This window comes from Mycobacterium sp. (assembly GCF_004298145.1).
Taxonomy (GTDB): domain Bacteria; phylum Actinomycetota; class Actinomycetes; order Mycobacteriales; family Mycobacteriaceae; genus Mycobacterium.
Genome location: NZ_SCRH01000030.1, coordinates 209,713 through 229,927, shown reverse-complemented (window position 1 = coordinate 229,927; position 20,215 = coordinate 209,713). Strand labels below are relative to the sequence as shown.

Genomic DNA, 20,215 nt, shown 5'->3' with positions numbered 1-20,215 from the left:
TTAGCCGTGCGCTGGACCCGTCCCGGGTACGCACTGGTCCTGGCGCTGCTGGTGGTTGGGCCGCTGCTGGCCCCGGGGTACCTGCTGCTGCGTGACGCGGTGTCGACGCCGCGGTCATACCTGTCCGATACCGCGCTGGGGCTGACGTCCGCGCCGCGCGCCACACCCCAGGATTTCGCGGTGGCGCTGGCCTCGCATCTGGTCGACGGCGGCGTCGTGGTCAAGGCGCTGCTCGTGCTGGGGTTGTGGCTGGCGGGCTGGGGTGCGGCCCGGCTGGTCGAGGTGGCACTGCCGGGTGCCGGCGCGCCCGGCCAGTTCGTCGCCACCACGTTGGCGATCTGGAATCCCTATGTCGCAGAACGGCTTCTGCAGGGTCATTGGAGCCTGCTGGTCGGCTACGGCTGCCTGCCCTGGGTGGCCACGGCCATGGTGACGCTGCGCACGACGGGGGTCGGCCGGATGGGGTCTTTCGGGCTGGCCTTCTGGATCGCGTTGGCCGGGCTGACCCCGACCGGGCTCCTGCTGGCCGCGACGGTGGCGCTGGTCTGCGTGGCGGTGCCGGGTCGGGACCGGGGCCGGTCCTGGTCGCGACGGTCGTGCGCGGCGGCGGCTCTGGGCTGCGCGCTGGTGGCGGCGCTGCCCTGGCTGGTCGCGTCGGCGCTGGGTTCGTCGCTGACCGCCCACACGGCGGCCAACCGGCTGGGGGTCGAGGCGTTCGCGCCGCGCGCCGAGCCCGGACTGGGGACCCTCGCCAGCCTGGCCAGCCTCGGCGGAATCTGGAACGGTGAGGCCGTACCCGGTTCGCGCGCAACGCTTTTCGCGGTCGCCTCGGCCGTGGTGCTGCTGGGGGTGGTGGCGGCGGGCCTGCCGACGGTCGCACGCCGCCCGGCGGCGGTCCCGCTGCTGGCGCTGGCGGCGGTGTCGGTGCTGGTTCCGGCGGCGCTGGCCACCGGGCCGGGCCTGCACCTGCTGGGCGCGGTGGTCGACGCCGTGCCCGGTTTCGGTGTGCTGCGCGACGGCCAGAAGTGGGTGGCGCTGGCGGTGCCCGGGTACGCCCTGGCGGGCGCCGGCGCGGTGGTGATGTTGCGAAGGTGGGCGCCGCCACCGACAGACGTCGTGGCGGCGCTGCTCTGCTGCCTGGCGCTGCTGCTGGCGCTGCCCGACCTGGCCTGGGGCGTGTTGGGCAAGGTGTCGCCGGTGCACTACCCGCGCGGCTGGGCCGCCGTCGCCGCGGCGATCAACGAAGCGGGCGGGGACCCAGGAACGATAGCGGTGTTACCCGCCGGGACGATGCGCCTCTTCTCATGGTCGGGCGCCGCGCCGGTCTTGGACCCGCTGCCGCGGTGGGTCCGCGCCGAGGTGCTGACCAGCGGCGACCTGGTCATTTCGGGAACCACCATTCCCGGCGAGGGCGCGCACGCCCGGGCCGTGCAGGAGCTGCTGCTGACCCGGCCCGACCCGGCGGCCCTGGCCGCGGCCGGCGTGGGCTGGCTGGTGGTGGAATCGGGCAGCGCCGGCGACATGGGGGCGGCCGCCCGCACGCTGGGCGCGCTGGCACCGGTCCATCGGGACAATGAGATCGAGCTCTACCGGATCGGCGGCCGGAGCGCCGGGGCGCCCGCCGATCGCCGGGCGGCGACGATGATCGCCCATCTGGCGTGGCTGGCGCTGCTGATCGTGGGCGGTGCCGGCGCGGGGATCGGAACGTGGCGGCGCCGCGCCCGCTCAGCCCCGCCCGGTGACTAGCCCGTTGACCGTGCGGCCGGATTGCACCGCTTCCAACACGCTGCGCATCGCGTCGGCGCTTTGCGTCCAGGAGAATTCGCCGCTGCGGGTGTGCGCCTTGGCGCCGAGTTGGTCGCGCGGCACCGGATCGGCGAGCAGTTCTTCGAGCCGATCCACCAGCTCCGCGTGGGTGTCGACCAGAATCCCGGTCACCTCGTCGACGATCGAGTCCGACAGGCCGCCCGAAGAGCGATAGCCGATGGTCGGCACCCGGTGCTGGGCCGCCTCGACGACCGCCAGACCCCAGCCCTCCTTGCGTGAGGGCAGCAGGTGCACCCAAGCCCCTTGCAGCACATGGTGTTTGGTCACGTCATCGACGTGGCCGTGGAAAGTCACCGCCGACGAGATGTCGAGGCGTTGGACGTGCTCGACGAGCCGGGATCGCCACCAACCGTCGCCGACGATGTCCAGGTGCAGACCCGGTATCCGCGGCAGCAGCCGCGCAACCGCTTCCAGCGCGTCCTCGATCTGCTTGTGCGGTACCAGCCGGGACAGCACCACCAACCGCGGCGCGGCCGCGCGTGGGCCCGACAACGATTGCGCCGGCGCCCGATCCAGGCCATTGCGCACCACCGCGATCTGCGCGCCGTTGACGCCCAGGGCGACCAGGTCGCGCGCCGAGGGCAGCGACACCGTCACGTACTGGTTGCGCCGGTTCAGCCGCGGGGACAGGGTCGACTCGACGAACCAGCCGAGCCGGCCGAGCACCGGCCCGGCCACCGGCCACTGCTCGCGGTGGCAATGGTGCACCAGCACCACCACCCGCCGGCCGTAGACCAGCCGGGCCAAAAACGGCAGGCCGTTCTGGGTGTCGACGACCACGTCGGGCCGCGCCTTCCGCAGCGGACCCAACCCGAGCCGGGCCATCGCCATCGCCAGCAACGCCCACACGTACACCGAGTAGCGGCCACCGGCGCGGTCGATCCGCACCCCGTCGATGACTTCGCGGCGCGCCGCTCCGGGATAGCGGGCGGTGCGCAGCGTGACGGCTATCCCGGACGCGGCCAGCTGCGCGCCGATGCGCTGCAGATAGGCTTCGCTGCCACCGCCCTGCGGGTGCCCGGTATCGCGCCAGCACAGCAACAGGACCGAGCGCAGAGCGGACATCACCGGTCAGCCTAATGGGAATCGGCCGGTGCGCCATTGCGAGGCTGCTGGCGCCGCGCCTGCCCTTGCCGGCGGGTCCGCCGACGGATCCACCGGATCAGTTCGATGATCCCCGCCAGCGCCGCCCCGAACGAGACCGCGAACGCCACGAACGTGTTGTCGGCGAACGCGTTGACGCCGAGGTAGCCGACCGTCGTGTTGAGCGTCGCCCACAGGACGGCGCCGACCGCATCGAACACGACGAACTGCCGATAGGGGAAGTCCAGCACCTGCAGGCGATTGTGGTGGCCGTGCGACCGCCTGGGGGGGAACCGCGCCACGATCACCAGCGGGCCACCGTGGCGGTCCAATTCCCGACCTGTGGCGGGCAGTTAGTACAGGGATTGAAGACAAATGGCTCTGTCGTCACGTGCGCATGGGGCGGATGCTTGACCTCAGGTGAAGCTCGGAGGCTGACGTGGCTGACACGATGGTGGTGGGAAACGAGGTCATCAAGGGTGCGGTGCGGTTAGCGTGCCGTGCCCCGTCGCTGTACAACAGCCAGCCCTGGCACTGGGTGACCAACGGGGCAGACCTTCAGCTTTTTCTCGACCCGCGTCGAGTCATGCTCGTCGACCGATTGCACCGCGAGGCGCTCGTCGGTTGCGGCGCGGTACTCGACCATCTTCGGGTGGCGGTGGCCGCGGCCGGCTGGCAGGCTCATGTGGATCGGTTCCCGAACCCGGACGAGCCAAACCACCTGGCGGCCATCACGTTTACCCGAATGGACCGCGTGACCGACGACGAGCGCCGACGCGCCGACGCGATCTTGCTCCGTCGCAGCGACCGGTTACCGTTCGAACCGCCGCTGATGTGGCAATCATTCGAGCCGCAGCTTCATACCATCGTCGCCGGCGACATTGTGGATCTGGACGTGATGTCCGACGATGTGCGCCCACAGCTTGCCGACGCATATCACATCGCGGAATCGCTGCGGCTCTACGATTCCCTCTATCACGCCGAGCTGGACTGGTGGACGGCACCTTTCGAAGCATCCGAGGGAATCTCGTATGACTCCTTGCTGACGGCCGCCGAGAGCGAGCGCGTCGACGTTCGACGGGTGTTCCCTTTGGTGCATCATCGCGAACGGCGCACTGACATTCCCGAGGACTATGCAAAGATCGTGGTGTTGTCCACCGAGAGTGATAGCGCCACTGACGCGTTGGCCTGCGGTGAGGCACTGTCTGCGGTCTTGCTCGAATGCACCATGGCGGGCTTGGCTACCTGCACGTCGACGTACCTCACCGAGCTTCGGGTCACCCGCGATCTGGTCGCGGCGCTGCTCGACTACGACCGTCTTCCTCAAGCTTTGGTACGGGTGGGCGTGGCGCCGGCCATGGAAGAGGTGCCACCCTCCACACCGCGACGACGGCTCGACGAGGTTCTGCGCGTGCGCAATTGACGAGAGTTATCTTCACGGTGCGTTGCGGGGATCGCGACGTATTCGAGACCACCCTGGCAGCCGTCTGCTGAAAAGTCCGCTTCGGACAGTTCGAAGCACATGGCCGGCTCCGCGTCGATGACGCCAACTATTGTTGGACTGGTTTCGGCGGCGTGCGCGGCGGGTTCCGTACGGCGAGAAGGCATCAGCATCATTGCCACGATCATCTTCTCTTCTGAGCGGCGATTGACAGGTGATGACCACTGTCTTCGGCCTGAGCTTGCTGCACACCCGCCGCGGGCACTGTCTGTCGGCGGCGGTCCTCGGTCGATGTGGGCTCGATGCTCGACAACGATGGCGGTTATGGAGTCGGTGAGGATCGCTGTCGCGGGATCGGGGCCCGGCCTCGGGGTTGTGTCGGCGGCGGGTTTGTCGGCGATGAAGCGGTGATCGGCTGTGTGATCGGGTTACCCCGGGTCAGGGTGATCGAGTGTCCGTGGTGGGCCAGGTGCAGTGGTTCACCCTTATGCAGGGTGTAGGTTGCCGCCGCGGGCGTGACTTCGACGGCGAGGCATCGTGCCTGGATCGTGATGGTGAAGGCGAGCCGGGTCAGCGGGTCGGGCAGCCGCGGGGCGAACGTGAGGGTGCCGTTTTGGTCGCGCATGCCGGCCAGCCCGGCGATGAGCGCGATCCAGCTGCCGGCAAGGGCGGCCATGTGCAGGCCGTCGCGGGTGTTGTGTTCCAGGTCGTCGAGGTCCATCAGTGCGGCCTCGCCAAGGTAGTCGTAGGCCAGCGCGGTGTGCCCGACTTCGGCGGCGATGACTGCCTGGGTGCAGGCCGACAGGGAGGAGTCCCGCACGGTGAGCGGTTCGTAGTAGGCGAAGTTGCGGGCTTTCTGCTCGACGGTGAAGGCGTCGCCGCGGCGGTGCATGGCCAACACCAGGTCGGCTTGTTTGACCACTTGTTTGCGATAGAGGTCGAAGTACGGGAAGTGCAGTAACAGGGGGTACTGCTCGGCCGGGGTGGCGGCGAAGTCCCAGACCTGATGGGCGGTGAACCCGTCGGCCTGCGGATGCACACCGAGCGCCTCGTCGTACGGGACGTACATGGCTTCAGCCGCCTTACGCCAGCGGGCGGTCTCCACGTCGTCGACGCCAAGTTCGCGCGCACGATCCGGGTGTCGGGCGGCGGAATCGGCGGCACCGCGCAGATTCCGCTGCGCCATCAGGTTGGTGTAGACGTTATTGTCGGCCATCGCGCTGTACTCATCGGGGCCGGTGACCCCATCGATGCGGAAGCGGCCGTCGACGCCGTGGTGGCCCAGAGACATCCAGAGCCGGGCGGTTTCGGTGAGCAGTTCGACGCCGGTCTCGCGTTCGAAAGCGGCGTCACCGGTGGTGTCGCAGTAACGGATGACTGCGTCGGCCACGGCAGCGTTGATATGGAAGGCGTCGGTGCCCGCGGGCCAATAGCTGGAGCATTCCTCCCCGTGGATGCTGCGCCACGGGAATGCCGCACCGGCCAACCCAAGCTGGGTTGCGCGTGCGGTGGCCAGCGGCAGGGTGGAGTGTCGCCAGCGCAGCGCGTGGGCGGCCGCATCGGGGGCGACCTGGGTCAGCACCGGTAACACATAGGCTTCGGTGTCCCAAAAACTGTGACCGAAGTATCCGGGTCCGGTGAGTCCTTTCGCGGGGATCGCCCGACCCTCCGCGCGAGCGCCGGCCTGCAGTATGTGGAACAGGGAGAATCGCACCGCGTGTTGGATCTCGGGGTCGCCGTCGAGTTCGATGTCGGCTCGGGCCCAGAATTCGTCGAGTAAGGCGCGCTGGGCGGCACGTAGACCGTCCCAACCGGTGTGTTGCGCACCGGCCAGGGCCGCGTCGGCCTGATCGCGCACCGCTGGCAACGACCGGTGCCCCGACCATCCGTAGCCGACGAACTTGTCGAGGCGTAGCCGCTCACCGGGATCGAGTTTTGCCGTGATGGTCGTTCGGCCCAGGTGCGGGAAGCTTTCGGAGTTCACCGCCGCGTCGGCGGGGCCGTCGACAACGTGCTCCATCACCGCGGCGATGCATAGCCTGCTGTTCGTCGTGGAATGCACCAACCCCGCGCGGGTCCCCTTGGCTGCATGTTCCTCAGCGATCAGCGGCGGGAGCAGCGGCAGACCCGCCCTCGGGTCATCAGGCGGTGGTCCGGGCAGCGCTTCGTTGGCGACGAGTTCGGACTGGATGACCACCCGAACCGCACGGTTGATCGCCTCGACCTCATAGCGAATCGCGCCGATCGCACGCTGCGCCAACGACACCAGCCGAGTCGAGGACACCCGCACCGCACACCCCGACGGCGACACCCAGTGGGTACGTCGGCGGAGGACGCCTTCACGGAAATCCAGGCACCACTCGTGGGTATCCAACCGTCCATACGAGACGTCGAAGGGCTCATCGTCGACAAGCAGGCGGATCAGCTTGCCGTTGGTCACGTTGGTAACCACTTGTCCAGACTCCGGATAGCCGTAGCCGGGTTCGACGTACGGCAAGGTCCGTTGCTCGTAAACCCCGTTGAGATAACTGCCGGGCAATCCGTGTGGTTCTCCCTCATCGAGATTGCCACGCCAACCGATGTGCCCATTCGACAGCGCAAACAGCGATTCGGTCTGCGCCAGCACTTCCCGGTCGAGCCCTGTGCAGCGCAGGCACCAGGGTTCGACGCTGAACGCGGGATGGTTGATCATCAGTGACTCATCAGTTCCGCGGGAAAGCTAACCATTGTGTCGGTGCCACGCGACCGCGCGTTGACCGGCTTGTCGGGGCGTGTCTACCCCGACCACTCTCGGCTCGCCGTGTAGCCAGTGTCGGTGAGACTATCGTCGCGGGCACTCGCCTAACTCAGCATCTCGGCAAGCACGGTGGCCTCGCTGATATCGACGGCCCTACTTGCCGTGAGCAGAGTCAGGTTTTTTCTGTCCTTCGCCAGCGTCCGCAGATGTGCCAGCGCTGCGGCTCGGTCGGGTTCGACCAGCTCCTCTCGATAGCGTCGCGCGAACTCTGCGTAGCGTTGCGGGTCGTGGTGGTACCACTTGCGCAGCTCGGTGGAGGGGGCGATCGCCTTGCACCACTCATCCAGGTCTGCTTTTTCCTTGGTTAAGCCCCGCGGCCAGATCCGGTCTACCAGCACACGGTTTCCGTCCCCACGGGCTGGAGCGTCGTAGACTCGGCGCACCTGTACTTTCTTGGTACTCATTTGCTGCCTCCACCCGATCGCCGTCCCGACCGCTCCTCCCGCGCGCATTAGCCGGGTAGCCATGCTCGGGTGAAATGGTGGCAACCGCACCTTCTCGACCTTATTGAACTATCCCCCCGATCGACCTCGCTGACTAGTGCGTACCGCCATGCGTGGGTTGGGGATTGGCCGAAAGTCCGCCCCGCCGAAGGCGATGCATGTAGTCACGTCGCACACGGTTTCGGCACGTGTTTGCCGGTGCACGTATTCCACACATCCACCATTCGTCCCGCCGATGACCGTTAAGCAAGGGAGCGAGCGGTGACGATGTGGGCCAGGACGTTCACCTTTCACGCATACGCTTAATCTCCGGCGCGCATCGGGCGTACCCTGCGAGGGTGGATCCGCAGGACAGCAACGCGGTTTCGCTGCCACACGTGACAGCAGGCGACATCATGACCTCGCCGGTCGTCACGGTCCTCGCCGACGCGGCAACGCAACAGGTGGCCGACACCCTGACTCGCCACCGGATCAGCGCGGCGGCCGTGGTCGATCGGGCTGGCACCCTTTTGGGGCTTGTCAGCGAGCACGATCTGCTGTCGAAGGCGGGTGCGGTGGCGAGTGACCTGATGACGACGGCGGTGATCAGCGTGACGGTGGACAGCGCCGCCGACGATATCCGGCACCTTCTGATCGACCGGCGCATCCGCCGGGTTCCGGTGCTACGCGAGGGCCGGCTGGTCGGGATCGTGAGCCGCCACGACCTGGTGGCAGCGATGGCCACCGAATGGGTCTGCCAGGTCTGTGGCGAGCCGGTCCGGGGTGAACATCCGCCTCCCACATGTCCGAAGTGTCACGCAACGAGTACGCAATTCGAGTTGCAGGCACAACCACCGGGTGCGTAAGTAACCGTCTCACCGCCTAATCCGTTGGGCGACAGCAGGGAAGCAGGGGGTATGCCAGTCGAGCCCACTCCGACCGTGGCCGACGAACCCGCGGAGACGCTGCGCGACTACTACCGCCAGATGGCGTTGATCCGGGTGTTCGAACTGCGGGCCGCTCAGATGTACCAGCGGGCGAAAATCGGTGGTTACTGCCATCTGAACCTGGGCGAGGAAGCCACTGTGGTCGGCCTGATGGCGGCGCTGCAGCCACGTGACTACCTCTTCACGACCTACCGCGACCACGGATACGCCCTTGCCCGCGGGCTCGAGCCGGGCCGAGTCATGGCAGAACTTTTCGGCAAGGCCACCGGCGTGTCCGGGGGCCGCGGCGGGTCCATGCATCTGTTCGATCGCAAGGTGCGCCTACTCGGGGGATACGGCATCGTCGGCGGCCAGATCCCGCCGGCCACCGGTGCGGCGCTTGCGCTGACGCACCGCGGACCACCCGGTCCCGATGCCGAGGCGGTGATGTGTGTGCTGGGCGACGGCACCACCAACATCGGCACATTTCACGAATCGCTCAATCTGGCCGGGCTGTGGCGATTGCCGATCGTGTACGTGATCGTCAACAACGGCTTGGGTATGGGAACCCCGGTGGAGAAGGCGGCCGCCGAACCCGACCTGTATAAGCGTGGCTGCTCCTACCGGATCCCCGGCGAGCGGGTCGACGGCGACGACGTCGTGGCGGTGCGCGACGCTGCTCGCGCCGCGTTGGCGCGTGCCCGGACCGAGCGTCAGCCCGGGCTGATCGAGGCAATCTGCCAGCGGCTGCGTGGCCACTCGGTGGTGGATCCGGCCAAGTACCGCTCCCGCGAGGAGACGGAGCGGCTGCGCCGGCTCGACGCCGTTCCGGCATTTCGCGCGCGACTGCTCGAGGCCGGCATCCTCGACGACACGACGGCACAGCAGATCGACGAACAGGCCGAGGCGCAGGTCGATGGCGCGGTGGAGTTCGCCGACACCAGCCCCGACCCGAAGCCGAACGAGCTATTCGACTACGTCTACGCCACGGCGATACCCAATGCGCCACAACAGCTTCCGGGCGATCCCGTGGTTTCCGGGCCGGTGGAACAGCCATGACGATCATGACCTATCGGCAGGCGCTGCACGACACCCTGCGCGCCGAACTGTTGCGCGACGAGTCGGTGTTCCTGATGGGCGAGGAGATCGGCGTTTTCGAAGGTTCCTACAAGATCACCGCCGGTCTCTTGGCGGAGTTCGGGCCCACCCGGGTGGTGGACACACCGATCTGTGAGGGGGGATTCGTCGGCGCCGCGATCGGCGCGGCAATGCTCGGCATGCGACCGATCGTGGAGATCATGACGATCAACTTCAGCCTGTTGGCGCTCGACCAGATCGTCAACCACGCCGCCAAGATGCACGCCATGTTCGCGGGTCAGGTCTCGGTGCCGCTGGTGATCCGCACACCGGGTGGAGGTGGGCAACAACTGGCGGCGACGCACTCGCAGAACCTGGAGGTCTTCTACGCCCACGTGCCCGGGATGAAAGTCCTCACTCCCGCCACCCCGGCCGATGCCAAAGCGCTGCTCACCGCGGCCGTGCGCGACGACGACCCGGTGTTGTTCCTGGAGAACCTGGCGCTGTACAACACCAAGGGCGAGGTTCCCGACGGCGAGCAGATCGGCCGGATCGGCACCGCCTCGGTCATCAAGCCCGGCACCGACCTCACCGTCATCGCCTACTCGCGGGCAACGGTGATCGCTTTGGATGTCGCCCGCCAGTTCGAAACCAACGGCGTGTCCATCGAAGTGGTCGACCTGCGCAGCCTGCGGCCCCTGGACCGCGAGACCATCTGCGCCTCGGTGCGCAAAACCAGCAGGGCCGTCATCCTCGAGGACGACTGGCTCAGCTACGGCGTCGGGGCCGAGATCGCGGCAACGATCGCCGAAGGCGCCTTCGACTATCTCGACGCCCCGATCCGCCGGGTCGCGGCCGCCGAAGTGCCTCTGCCCTATGCGAAGCCGCTCGAGCTGGCGGCCCTGCCCGACGCCGCGGACCTGACCAAGGTCATCGGTGAAGTTCTCGACGCCAGCCGGTTCGTCTACTAGGGAGGGACCGTCATGCCAGACGTGCTGATGCCGCGGTTGTCGGACACCATGACCGAAGGCGTTGTCGGCCAATGGCTCAAGCAGGAGGGGGACACCGTCCAGCGTGGCGACGTGCTCGCCGAGATCGAGTCCGACAAGGCCACCATGGAGCTCGAGGCGTACGACAGCGGTGTGTTGACCCGAATTATCGCCGAAGAGGGCAGCACGGTGCCGATCGGTCAGCCCATCGCCGTCATTGACAGCCCGGCTACCGCCGCCGAGGCCGAAACAATAAGCAGCCCAACGCAAGTCACCGCCACATCTGGTGAGGTCACGCACGCAGCCGGCGGTCCGTTACCGCCCGTACCGCAGCCCGCCGGGACACCGCCGGGTCATCCGCCCGCGACGGCGGCAAAGGTGCGTGCCACTCCACTGGTGCGGTCGCTGGCCCGTGAGCACGGCATCGATTTGACGACCATCGCCGGCAGCGGCCCCGGCGGGCGGATCGTTCGGGTCGACATCGATGCCGCGATCGCTAAGCGCACCGGTGTTGCTGTGCAGCCGCCCTCGACGAAACCCGCCACCGCGGCAGGGTCTGGCCCGGCTATTCGTGGCCTTGACGGTGACGAGCGGGTGTCACTGACGTCGATACGGCGCATCACGGCACAGCGGCTCACGGAAAGCGCTGCGGCCCCGCACTTTTACCTCACCTCCGTTGCCGATGTTAGTGCGTTGGAGAAGCTGCGTGCGGATCTCAACGCGGACTTGCCCATCGGCGGGCTGAAGATCACCGTCACGGATCTGTTGATCCGGGCGTGCGCGATCACCCTTGCGGCTCATGGCGAGGTCAATTCATCCTGGGGTGGCGATCACCTGGTCCGGCACAATCAGGTGAACATCGGCTGCGCTGTCGCCACCGACAATGGGCTGGTTGTGCCGGTTATCCGTGATGCGAATCAGAAGAGTCTCACCGAGATCGCTGCCGAGGCACACTCTTTGATTGAGCGAGCACGGGTCGGCAAGGTAACCCCCGACGAGTTGAGTGGCGGTACGTTCACGATCAGCAACCTCGGTATGTACGGCATCGACCACTTCACCGCCGTCATCAACCCGCCCGAGGCCGCCATACTGGCGGTCGGTGCCGCCCAGGAGGAAGCCGTCGTGCGTGATGGCCAGCTCACCGCCACCACCACACTCAAGCTCACCCTCTCCATTGACCACCGCGTGCTCGACGGCGCCACTGCCGCGGTGTTTTTGCAGGCCTTGGTCGGTCAGCTCGAACACCCCCTGCGCATCCTCGCGTAAGCAGCCAGCGCCCTGACCGACTACTGGCCGGTCGCTGCCCCAACGCCTCGGCGGCACTGTTCCTGGGCGCCAAGATCACCCACCTCGGCAACCTGCCGCAGGGCCAAGCCGAACGCCGCGCCCGCGCGCTGGCCATGATCGACCAGCATGACGCCGAGGAGTTCGGCGGCTGCACTCAGATCGGCGAATGTACCGCGGTGTGCCCCAAGGGCATCCAACTCGACGTAATCTCTCGCTACCACCACGACGTGCTGACCGCACTGGCCCACCAGGAGCCCTGACCGCCGTCATGGCCCTCGGCCTCCGCCGACGCCGATGCCACTGCAGCCAGCGTCCCACCGGTGACCGCCCCTATTCTTGTGACACCTTCTGGGCCGGGTGTTCGGCGAGATAGGCTGCAAGCTCCTGAGCGGCTACGAGTTGATCAGACGGCCAGGTCGGTTCGGTCAATAGCTGTGCACCCCAACTTGTCCCGGCGACCAGGTTCGCCTGCAGGTACAGCGGTGCATCGCCGGTAAGCAGCGTGCCGCGCAGTACCGGCCGAAACGGCTCGGGGGCCGGTACTGCGTCAACCAAGTAGGCGATACCTGCAGCGGCGGTATCGGCTTGCTGGGCGGCGAGGCTGCCGTGCTTGACGGTCAGATCGGTGGCATCGCCGGCGGCGAAGACGTGTCCGTCGGTGCCGACAACCCGACAGTGCTCGTCGACCGGAATGAACCGATCTCGCGCGTCGCCGGGCACACCCGGCAGGTTGGGCCCGGTGATTGTCGGCACCGTCACGATTCGATCGGGGTGTAGGTCAACGCCGGCAGGTTCCAGGTGAATCAGATGGTCCCCCGCGAAATGGCTGCTGGTTTTCATGTACAGCGTGATCCCGGCGCTCTCCAGCAGGTGCACAACGGTGGCGCCGACCTCGTCGCCGAACGGATACAGCGGGTGCGGATAGGGGGTGATCATGGTGATCTGGAGAGGTAGCCGGCGCTCGCGTGCGTGTTTGGCCGTCAAAAGCGCCAACTCGTACAGCGGCAGCGGCCATGACGGGCCGTGCGGGTCGATCAGTGCCAGGCTGCTAATCCTGCCGGTGTCGATTGCCTCGACGATGCCGTGGTAGGTGTGACCGCCGGTGCGGTCGGTGAACACGGCCACGTGCGGGTCGGGCTTGCGCTCCTTGCCGCCCGGTGCCAGCAACAGTGCGTCATAATTTAACGAGCGTCCGTTTGCCGTGTGCACGATGTGGTCACGGTGTTCGATCGCCACCGCACGGTCATGGACCCATTGCGCACCGGCGGCGGCGGCCAGTTCGCCGATCGGGTACTGCGCCGGCCGGCTCTCCCCGAACGGGACCAGCACGGTGAGCGGACGATAGTTCAGGTACTCGTTGGGGGCAAGCAGTCTGATGGCGACCCGCTCGCCGGCCAACCGATGTAGACGCAGTAAACACTCCGCGGCAGCGAAACCGCCACCGCAGATCACCACACGCAGCGGATCCATGTCCCCACCGTAGTAGAGGCATAGCGTCCCTTCGCCGGCTCGGCGCGAAGGATTTCGGAGGACCGCCGATAGTTGTATGGGGCAGGAGGTCTCGCGGCGAGGACTGGGAATGGCCGGCGTGCATCATCACGCCAGTTGTTGCGGGCAGTCGCTGGAGCACCGTGACCCCCTTCGATGGCCAGATGTCGCGCAGATGTACCGGCGTCGCCGTCGAGGTCACCGAACGCGCCGGTGGGAAGAATCTTCTCCAGACCCAGCATCTCGAAGAAGTTGAACTCCTGGTCCCGCACGTTGCCCTTGCAGTGACCCATTGCGAGCGCCTTTCGATCCGACCGGGCACGGGTAACCCGAATCCATTGGCTAAAACGGTGGTTGCCGCCCACCTCGTCATGTTGGGTGCCATGAGCCCAAGGGCGGCAACAGGGTGTTGGTCTTGTATTGATGTTGGGCCATGCGCCGCAGTATCGCGTCGAGTGCCACGACCGCCTCGTCGATGTACGGGCCTTTGTTGAGCATCACGCATTCGGCCCGCTCGCTCATCGCGGCGTCGCTGATCTCCGCGCGTGACGGATTGCCCTTTTTGGCGAGCTGCTCGAGCACCTGGGTCGCCCAGATCACGGGTAGGTGGGCCGCCTCGCACAGCCATAGGATTTCTTCTTGAAGTTCGGCCAGCCGGTAATAGCCGCACTCCACGGCGAGGTCACCCCGCGCGATCATCACCCCGACCCGCTGTCGGCGCATGGCGGTGAGCAATAGCTGGGGTAACTGCTCGAACGCTTGGCGGGTCTCGATCTTCAAGATGACTCCGAGATGGTCTGCGCCGAGCCGGTCCAGGTGTGCGACGAGGTGCTCGACATCGGTGGAGTTCCGCACGAACGACATTTCGACCAGGTCTGCCAGTTCGGCGACGACCGATAGGTCGGCTAAGTCCTTGGAGGTCCGGGCGGAGATCGGAAGGACAGTGTCAGGAACGTTGATGCCCTTGTCGGCTCGCAGTTTGGAGCCCTGCTCGGCGGCGTGTTCAACCCGGATGGTGATCTGGTCGGGGCTAGTCGCAATGATCTGGCCGCTGATGCGGCCGTCGTCGAATAGGACCGTTTCACCGGTGCGGGCGTGATCGAAGATCTCCGGCAGAGTGCAGCCGATGCGGGCGACACCGTCGGTAGCCACCGGCGCGGCAGCATCGCTTCTGGTCAACTCCAGGGTGTCCCCGCGGTGCAGCATCAGGCTCTGCTGGGCCGGTGGAAGCTCACCCACCTCAACGGGATCGTCGCATCCGTGGACACGCAGCACCGTTCCGGTGCTCAGATACGTCGTCTCGGCTGCCTCGATCACGAATCCTAGTCCAGCGGTGGATGTTTGAGCCGTATGCAGGATGAGTTGGCGATCCGATCCTCGGCTGTCGTCTAGTTGCAGGACGTCTCCGTCATGTCGGCGGCCCAGCCATTGCCCGGATACCGGAATACACGCCAGGCCGGTTGGTGAGTGGCTCGCTGGATCACTGGCCGACACCAGCCGTGCGTGCGCCGGAGCGCTGACCCTGCCCAGCAGGTCCTTGCGTGGATGCAGCTTGACGACCTGAGGCCCGGGCTCCAACGGACCGGTGCGTAACTTGGGGCCCGCCAGGTCCATGGCGATCAGGCAAGTCCTGCCGGTCGATGCGGTGGCGCGCCGCACATTTTCGGCCATCGCCCGCCATGCCGGGGCGTCGTCGTGCGCACAGTTGATGCGTGCGACGTTCATCCCCCGCTTGACCAATCCGCGCACCATGTCCGGGTTCTCCGCGGCTTGCGACGGCAGCGTGACCATGATGCGAGTCACCCGGCCCGCCGGTGCCGGCCCCAAGACGTCGACAGTGCGCCGACGAAGCAGCTGCGAGCTGTCCTCAATCCGCACCGCCGGCGGTCGGGGAGGCTGCCACTGGCCTCCGAGCATCGCCCAGATCGCCGACCGCACCAACGACAGCGTGGCCTGCACATGTGCCTCGCTGCGGCCCAGCGACGACAACCCAAATACAGCCAGCCGGGACTGCAGATCGCGCAGATCGTTTTGCCGAACAGCCCAGTAGTGCACAAGGTTTCGAGCGCTCACGCGATGCTCAGCAGCGACCGCGGTCAGCGACGGCGACCAGGTGTACTCCGCTTGCGGCAAACTGGCCAGCAGCTGCTGCACGTCGTTGAGCAGACGTACCAGTTGCTGGGCATTCAGGTCCACCATAGCGGCACCAGTTCAGACTGCACGGTCCCCACCGAGGCCTTGGCGCTGATCGAGCAGCCGGCCGGCATGCGACATGCTTTCCGCGAAGGCGGCGCGATCGTCGTCCACTCGGGCCTTCCTCACACGCTGGTAGGCATGGACCACGGGGTGATCCAAAGTGGAATCGGTACCTCACATCGATGATGCCTTTCGCCGGCCGCCGTTGTCCACGCCCTGGCCGGACGCGGTCGCGCTGGCGGGCGTTCGGCGGATCGCATCCAACACCTGCGGTCGATGTTGAGACCTGCGAGAGAATCGGCGGTTGACTCGGGTAGCTGACTGGAATGCAATGGTGCACGTGCAGCGGATCTCCTTAGCGGCTTTGGCTCGACAGCAACTCGAACTGGCGGCTTCCCATGGCGGGCGTGCCGCTGACACCGTGGTGGGTGGTCATGAACGCGTGCTGCGCCAAACGGTGGTCGGTTTGATCGCGGGATCGACGCTGGGCGATCACCTAAATCCGGGGGAGGCCAGCGTATACGTCTTACGGGGTCGTGTCCGGTTGGTCTCCGGCGCTACATCGTGGGAGGGCCGGACGGGTGATTTGCTGAAGATGCCCAATGAGCGTCACAGCTTGGAGGCGCTGGAGGATTCTGCGGTGTTGTTGACCGTCGCCAAACTGCCCTGACTGGTGCGCGTTAGGACACCATCGGTAGGTTCTGCCGGCCGCAGTCTGTTCGCCTTACACCCGAACGTGGCCGCGATCGCCAGAGCGCCGGTCCTTTACCCGGTCCACGCCGCGGCGGCTTGGGCAATCTTCATCGTCTGGCCGTTCAGCCGTCTCGTCCACGCTTGGAGCTATCCGCTCTGGTATTTGTGGCGGCCCTGTATTGTCGTCCGCAGTCGCGTCGCGAGACCCCCGGAAGAGCCGGGCACCGGCGGGCGGAAGTGGCGAAAATCGGTGTCCCCTATTGATTTTCGGGCCACCGTTAGTTTCTCATTGCCACGCCGGATCAGGCTAGCGTCGATGCTTCGCAGATGATCGGCCGACACCTGCGATCGATGCGATCGAAGTGCCGTCTGAGGACTTGACGTGGCTGTCAGCCACATCTCAACACAAGCTGCCGACCAACCAGACCTACATGATCGGGGCCGCCTTCGGTGATCCGCAGATCGGTTAAGTGTGGAGGTTGGCTTGAATGCCTTGCTCGACCTCCTTGCCGAGGTCGGGGTCGACGTTGCGCCAATACTCGAACACCCGCGACAGTACCGGTTCTTTCACACCATTGCAGACGTGTCCAATGATGTTGTGAGCCAATCGCTCTCGTGCCGCATCATCCATGACGTCGCGAACCAGGGTGCCGGCCTGACCCCAGTCATCGTCGTCGGCTCGCAGCGTATACGCGGTGCGGGCCATCTCGCCGTCGGCATACCAGCGCACCTCCGCCGCGCGCGACGGGTCCGCCTGCGGACCACCGTAGGAGTTGGGCGCATACACCGGATCGCAGACATTCTTCACCCGCATCGCCCCGTCTTTGGAGTAGTTGTGCAACTCCACCTTCGGCGAGTTGACCGGGATCTGCTTGTAGTTGACCCCCAGCCGCGCACGGTGCGCGTCGGCGTAGGAAAACCCGCGCGCCAGCAGCATCTTGTCCGGACTCAACCCGGTGCCGGGCACCAGGTTGTTCGGCTCGAACGCCGCCTGCTCCATCTCGGTGTGGTAATCGGAGAGGTTGCGGTCCAGCGTCATCTTGCCGACTTCGATCAGCGGGTAATCGCCGTGCGGCCACACCTTGGTCAGGTCGAACGGGTTGAACCGGTAGGTCTTGGCCTCCTCAAACGGCATGATCTGCATCTTGAGCGTCCAGCTGGGATACTCGCCGCGCTCGATCGCCTCATACAGGTCGCGCTGGTGGTAGTCGGCGTCTTCGCCGGCCAGCAGGTCGGCCTCCTCCTGGGTGAGGAAGTCAATGCCCTGATCGGTCTTGAAGTGGTACTTCACCCAGAAGATCTGGCCGTCGGCGTTGATCCAGCTGTAGGTGTCACTGGAGTAGCCGTTCATCTGCCTCCAGCTTTTCGGGATCCCCCGATCGCCCATTAGCCACGTCACCTGGTGAGCCGATTCCGGTGAGAGAGTCCAGAAGTCCCACTGCATGTTGTTGTCCCGCAGGTTGTTGTCTGCGCGGCGCTTCTGCGATCGGATGAAATGCTGGAACTTCAACGGGTCCCGCATGAAAAAGACCGGGGTGTTGTTGCCAACCATGTCGAAGTTGCCCTCCGACGTGTAGAACTTCAACGCGAAACCACGCGGATCCCGCCAGGTGTCTGGGCTACCGCGCTCGCCGGCCACCGAGGAGAACCGAGCCAGCATCCCGGTCTCGGTGCCCGGCTGAAACACGGCGGCCTTGGTGTAGGCGCTGACGTCGTTGGTGACCTCGAAGTGGCCGAATGCGCCACCGCCCTTCGCGTGCGGTTGGCGCTCCGGAATGCGCTCCCGGTTGAAGTTGGCCATCTGCTCGATCAGGTAGTGATCCTGCAGCAGAATCGGGCCGTCGGGGCCGATGGTTAGCGAATGCTCGTCACTGGGTATCGGGTTGCCGGCATCGTTCGTCGTGTAGCTTCCCGTCATTTCGCTATCTCCTCGTCGTGGTGGGCTGACTCGATGGAAATCTCAGGGCTGGTACGGCATTTCGCGCAGATACCACAGAAGACCACTTCGGCGTCGTCGACCTCGAACCAGTGGGATCGGCCGGCTCGAGGCAGGGCGCCTCACCGACGACACACTCGACGTCGGTGACCGCGCCAAAGACCCGGCACACCAGGTGGTGATGGTTGTCACCGATGCGGGTCGCACGCAGCGCTGACGAACCCGTGGGTTCGATACCGCGAGCCAGACCGGCGCCAACACATGCCCACACCACGTCGTAACCGGCGTGAGTGGAGACCCCAACGTGTCGCCGACATAATCAGCGACCGCTTCCACAGTCGAATACGGTTGGGCTTCAAGAGCTTTCAATAAGGTGATGCGCGGCGAGGTGGCCCCCATCCGGGCGCCCCGCACCAGGGCGTCGGGCTGTCGGTCGTACGACACCGAGGTCGCCCGACCTCTCGGGGCCCTGTTCTGGGGCGAGTCAAGAAAAGAATGGCACCGATTTTCAGCCGGGCTACCTGCCAGGGAAGCGACGAAGTGGCGGGCGCAGCGGTGGACGACGTCGGCGGCTCGACTGGACCACCCAACCCCATACCCGGGCCGTCGGGGCCCATGTCCGGGCCAGGAGGCCCGCCGGGGAAGACGAACAACCACCCTCCGGGACCCATCGGCGGGCCACCGGGTGGGCCGTCGGGGTTGAGCATGCCGGAATGACAGTGGTGATGACGCCAACCGGCATGCCGCCACGTCGTTCTCCAGCACGATTTCACGGTTCACCACGCCGGCGTCAACGTCAAGGCGATGACGGCCGGACGAGTCGAGTACTTCGACGGCGCCGAGGCGATCCGGGCCATCGATTACCTGGATCTGAAGATCACTGCCGGATCGGTGACCAAGCCCATCACGGCCCGTGTCGCGGCCGGGCATCCCGCCGCGCCAGACGCAAGTGCGGCCGCGACGAGCTCAGTCCCCAGCGCGGCGATATCGTTGTTCAGTTGAAAGTTCTCTGCAACGTCGACACCGTGACGTGCGGCCAACTCACGTTTGGTTGCCCCGGAATGTTACGGGCCGGAAAGTTCACCAGCGCCGTCTGGGCATACTGAAGCTGCACAATCGGAGGCCGACCATCGGGATGGCTCAGCTTTTCGATCCAAAAAGTCGCGTAAACGAGAGCGACACTTAAATTGGGCTTCTGATCGGAGATACCGCGCAGGAAGCCAAGGTTTGCGATTCCACCGCCAAATTGCGGTACGTTCACCGCGCTGGCGGGCGGACCAGGCTCTGGAAATAGCACTGTCTCTGGATGAAACGGGATAGACGATGCGGTCGCAACGTTTAATGCCACACCCTCGAACTGGTAGCCGTCGGCGATCTGCCGCTCGATCGTCTGCTGAAGTAGGACGACCGGATCGTTGAGAAGCTGTTGGGTGATCGTCGGGGGCAATGCCCGCCGATCGGTCAAAGTGTATTCCGAGAACCCGCCGTCGGATTTCGCCTGAGCCTCTGACGTGCCTGCAGCGAAAACTGCCGACTTCGGATCTGGGAAGGCCGGCAGTAGTGGCGTGCTATTGAACGCCGGAAAGGTCGAGAAAGTGGGATTGCTCCCGCTGCTGGGGTCGGTGCCGGGACTGATCACCGGCGGGCCGGAGAAGGGCAGAGCAAACCCTTGAGCCACAAACGAAGCGCCGTGCGGAATGCTCCACATGCGCGCGACGAGTTGACCGCCCGGCGGTGGGTCCGCCGGCGGCTGGGTCGTCGACGGCTGGTTGATCCACATCCCTGGCTCGATATGTATCGGCCAGCCGGTGGTGACGTCGTGGGAGTGCTGTAGATAAGACAGTCCGAATAACTCGATATCCGGTTGCGAGAATCCGCGATTGTGGATCACCGCCGGTATCGGATCGAATGACAGTGTGTCGGACGTCAGATTCAACTCTAGAACTACATTTCCTTGGTTCTGGAAATCTGGGCGGGCAGCAATGTTGAAGCCGCTTCCCTGCCAAGTTCCGGCAAACTCGGCGAGCGGGCCCAGGTTGGTCAGCACAGTGGT

At 65.9% G+C, this 20,215-nt stretch carries 18 protein-coding genes and 3 pseudogenes; 10 read left to right on the top strand and 11 right to left on the bottom strand.

The features are described 5' to 3' along the window. Nucleotides 1–6 precede the first annotated feature (6 nt). A complete protein-coding gene (locus EPN51_RS11545) occupies nt 7–1,746 on the top strand; it encodes a hypothetical protein (RefSeq protein ID WP_293042213.1) in 1,740 nt (579 codons plus the stop codon). Here EPN51_RS11545 and EPN51_RS11540 read toward each other — a convergent pair. Then, complete coding sequence (locus EPN51_RS11540) at nt 1,726–2,892, bottom strand: glycosyltransferase family 4 protein (protein WP_293042210.1); 1,167 nt, start codon at nt 2,890–2,892, stop codon at nt 1,726–1,728. The genes EPN51_RS11545 and EPN51_RS11540 overlap by 21 nt on opposite strands. An 11-nt stretch (nt 2,893–2,903) precedes the next feature. Then, nucleotides 2,904–3,242 carry a hypothetical protein gene (locus EPN51_RS11535; RefSeq protein WP_293042207.1) on the bottom strand — a complete coding sequence of 113 codons (339 nt, stop codon included), beginning with the start codon at nt 3,240–3,242 and terminating at the stop codon, nt 2,904–2,906. Nucleotides 3,243–3,349: 107 nt separating this feature from the next. Here EPN51_RS11535 and EPN51_RS11530 point away from each other — a divergent pair, with 107 nt between their 5' ends. Next, nucleotides 3,350–4,333: an NAD(P)H nitroreductase gene (locus EPN51_RS11530; RefSeq protein ID WP_293042204.1), complete on the top strand. Its 984-nt coding sequence runs from the start codon at nt 3,350–3,352 to the stop codon at nt 4,331–4,333. Nucleotides 4,334–4,673: 340 nt separating this feature from the next. Here the strand turns inward: EPN51_RS11530 and EPN51_RS11525 are convergent, their stop codons facing one another. Together EPN51_RS11525 and EPN51_RS11520 are read right to left on the bottom strand one after the other, a co-directional pair. After that, nucleotides 4,674–7,043, bottom strand: a complete 2,370-nt coding sequence (locus EPN51_RS11525) for a glycosyl hydrolase family 65 protein (RefSeq protein ID WP_293042201.1) — start codon at nt 7,041–7,043, stop codon at nt 4,674–4,676. A gap of 149 nt (nt 7,044–7,192) precedes the next feature. Next, on the bottom strand, nt 7,193–7,552 hold the full coding sequence (locus EPN51_RS11520; protein ID WP_293042198.1) for a DUF488 family protein: 360 nt from the start codon (nt 7,550–7,552) through the stop codon (nt 7,193–7,195). A gap of 377 nt (nt 7,553–7,929) precedes the next feature. Here EPN51_RS11520 and EPN51_RS11515 point away from each other — a divergent pair, with 377 nt between their 5' ends. The 5 genes from EPN51_RS11515 (at nt 7,930) to EPN51_RS11495 (ending at nt 12,109) form a co-directional block, all read left to right on the top strand. Further along, nucleotides 7,930–8,436 (top strand): CBS domain-containing protein, encoded by a 507-nt coding sequence (locus EPN51_RS11515; protein WP_293042195.1) that lies wholly within the window; start codon nt 7,930–7,932, stop codon nt 8,434–8,436. Between the two features lie 51 nt (nt 8,437–8,487). Further along, nucleotides 8,488–9,555 carry a pyruvate dehydrogenase (acetyl-transferring) E1 component subunit alpha gene (gene pdhA, locus EPN51_RS11510; RefSeq protein ID WP_293042192.1) on the top strand — a complete coding sequence of 356 codons (1,068 nt, stop codon included), beginning with the start codon at nt 8,488–8,490 and terminating at the stop codon, nt 9,553–9,555. Nucleotides 9,556–9,560: 5 nt separating this feature from the next. Next, entirely contained in the window at nt 9,561–10,544 is a 984-nt protein-coding gene (locus tag EPN51_RS11505) for an alpha-ketoacid dehydrogenase subunit beta (RefSeq protein ID WP_293042323.1), read from the top strand. A gap of 12 nt (nt 10,545–10,556) precedes the next feature. Further along, on the top strand, nt 10,557–11,828 hold the full coding sequence (locus EPN51_RS11500; RefSeq protein WP_293042189.1) for a dihydrolipoamide acetyltransferase family protein: 1,272 nt from the start codon (nt 10,557–10,559) through the stop codon (nt 11,826–11,828). Between the two features lie 134 nt (nt 11,829–11,962). Further along, nucleotides 11,963–12,109 (top strand): hypothetical protein, encoded by a 147-nt coding sequence (locus EPN51_RS11495; RefSeq protein ID WP_293042187.1) that lies wholly within the window; start codon nt 11,963–11,965, stop codon nt 12,107–12,109. A 70-nt stretch (nt 12,110–12,179) separates the two neighbouring features. On the opposite strand, the gene EPN51_RS11490 is transcribed toward EPN51_RS11495, so the two are convergent. The 3 genes and pseudogenes from EPN51_RS11490 to EPN51_RS11480 all read right to left on the bottom strand — a co-directional run bounded on the left by EPN51_RS11490 (nt 12,180) and on the right by EPN51_RS11480 (nt 15,536). Further along, a complete protein-coding gene (locus EPN51_RS11490; protein ID WP_293042185.1) occupies nt 12,180–13,319 on the bottom strand; it encodes an FAD/NAD(P)-binding oxidoreductase in 1,140 nt (379 codons plus the stop codon). Nucleotides 13,320–13,522: 203 nt separating this feature from the next. Further along, a pseudogene (locus EPN51_RS11485) lies at nt 13,523–13,630 on the bottom strand (acyl-CoA dehydrogenase N-terminal domain-containing protein); the annotation flags it as partial. A 76-nt stretch (nt 13,631–13,706) separates the two neighbouring features. Continuing rightward, nucleotides 13,707–15,536: a pyruvate kinase gene (locus tag EPN51_RS11480; protein ID WP_293042182.1), complete on the bottom strand. Its 1,830-nt coding sequence runs from the start codon at nt 15,534–15,536 to the stop codon at nt 13,707–13,709. A gap of 337 nt (nt 15,537–15,873) precedes the next feature. On the opposite strand from EPN51_RS11480, the gene EPN51_RS11475 reads away from it, so the two are divergent. Both EPN51_RS11475 and EPN51_RS11470 read left to right on the top strand, forming a co-directional pair. Then, nucleotides 15,874–16,203, top strand: coding sequence for a cupin domain-containing protein (locus EPN51_RS11475; RefSeq protein WP_293042321.1), 330 nt, complete (start codon nt 15,874–15,876; stop codon nt 16,201–16,203). 3 nt (nt 16,204–16,206) lie between these two features. After that, nucleotides 16,207–16,557, top strand: coding sequence for a respiratory nitrate reductase subunit gamma (locus EPN51_RS11470; protein ID WP_293042179.1), 351 nt, complete (start codon nt 16,207–16,209; stop codon nt 16,555–16,557). 135 nt (nt 16,558–16,692) lie between these two features. Here the strand turns inward: EPN51_RS11470 and EPN51_RS11465 are convergent, their stop codons facing one another. The 3 genes and pseudogenes from EPN51_RS11465 to EPN51_RS11455 form a co-directional block, all read right to left on the bottom strand. Then, complete coding sequence (locus tag EPN51_RS11465) at nt 16,693–18,144, bottom strand: catalase (RefSeq protein WP_293042176.1); 1,452 nt, start codon at nt 18,142–18,144, stop codon at nt 16,693–16,695. After that, nucleotides 18,141–18,561, bottom strand: a pseudogene (locus EPN51_RS11460) (transcriptional repressor). The gene EPN51_RS11465 and the pseudogene EPN51_RS11460 overlap by 4 nt, the downstream one beginning before the upstream one ends. A 179-nt stretch (nt 18,562–18,740) precedes the next feature. After that, nucleotides 18,741–18,890, bottom strand: a pseudogene (locus EPN51_RS11455) (hypothetical protein); the annotation flags it as partial. Between the two features lie 76 nt (nt 18,891–18,966). On the opposite strand from EPN51_RS11455, the gene EPN51_RS11450 reads away from it, so the two are divergent. Beyond that, nucleotides 18,967–19,164, top strand: a complete 198-nt coding sequence (locus tag EPN51_RS11450) for a hypothetical protein (RefSeq protein WP_293042173.1) — start codon at nt 18,967–18,969, stop codon at nt 19,162–19,164. Here the strand turns inward: EPN51_RS11450 and EPN51_RS11445 are convergent. Next, entirely contained in the window at nt 19,157–20,209 is a 1,053-nt protein-coding gene (locus tag EPN51_RS11445) for a heme-binding protein (RefSeq protein WP_293042169.1), read from the bottom strand. The two genes, EPN51_RS11450 and EPN51_RS11445, sit on opposite strands and share 8 nt — an antisense overlap. Between the last annotated feature and the right edge of the window lie 6 nt (nt 20,210–20,215).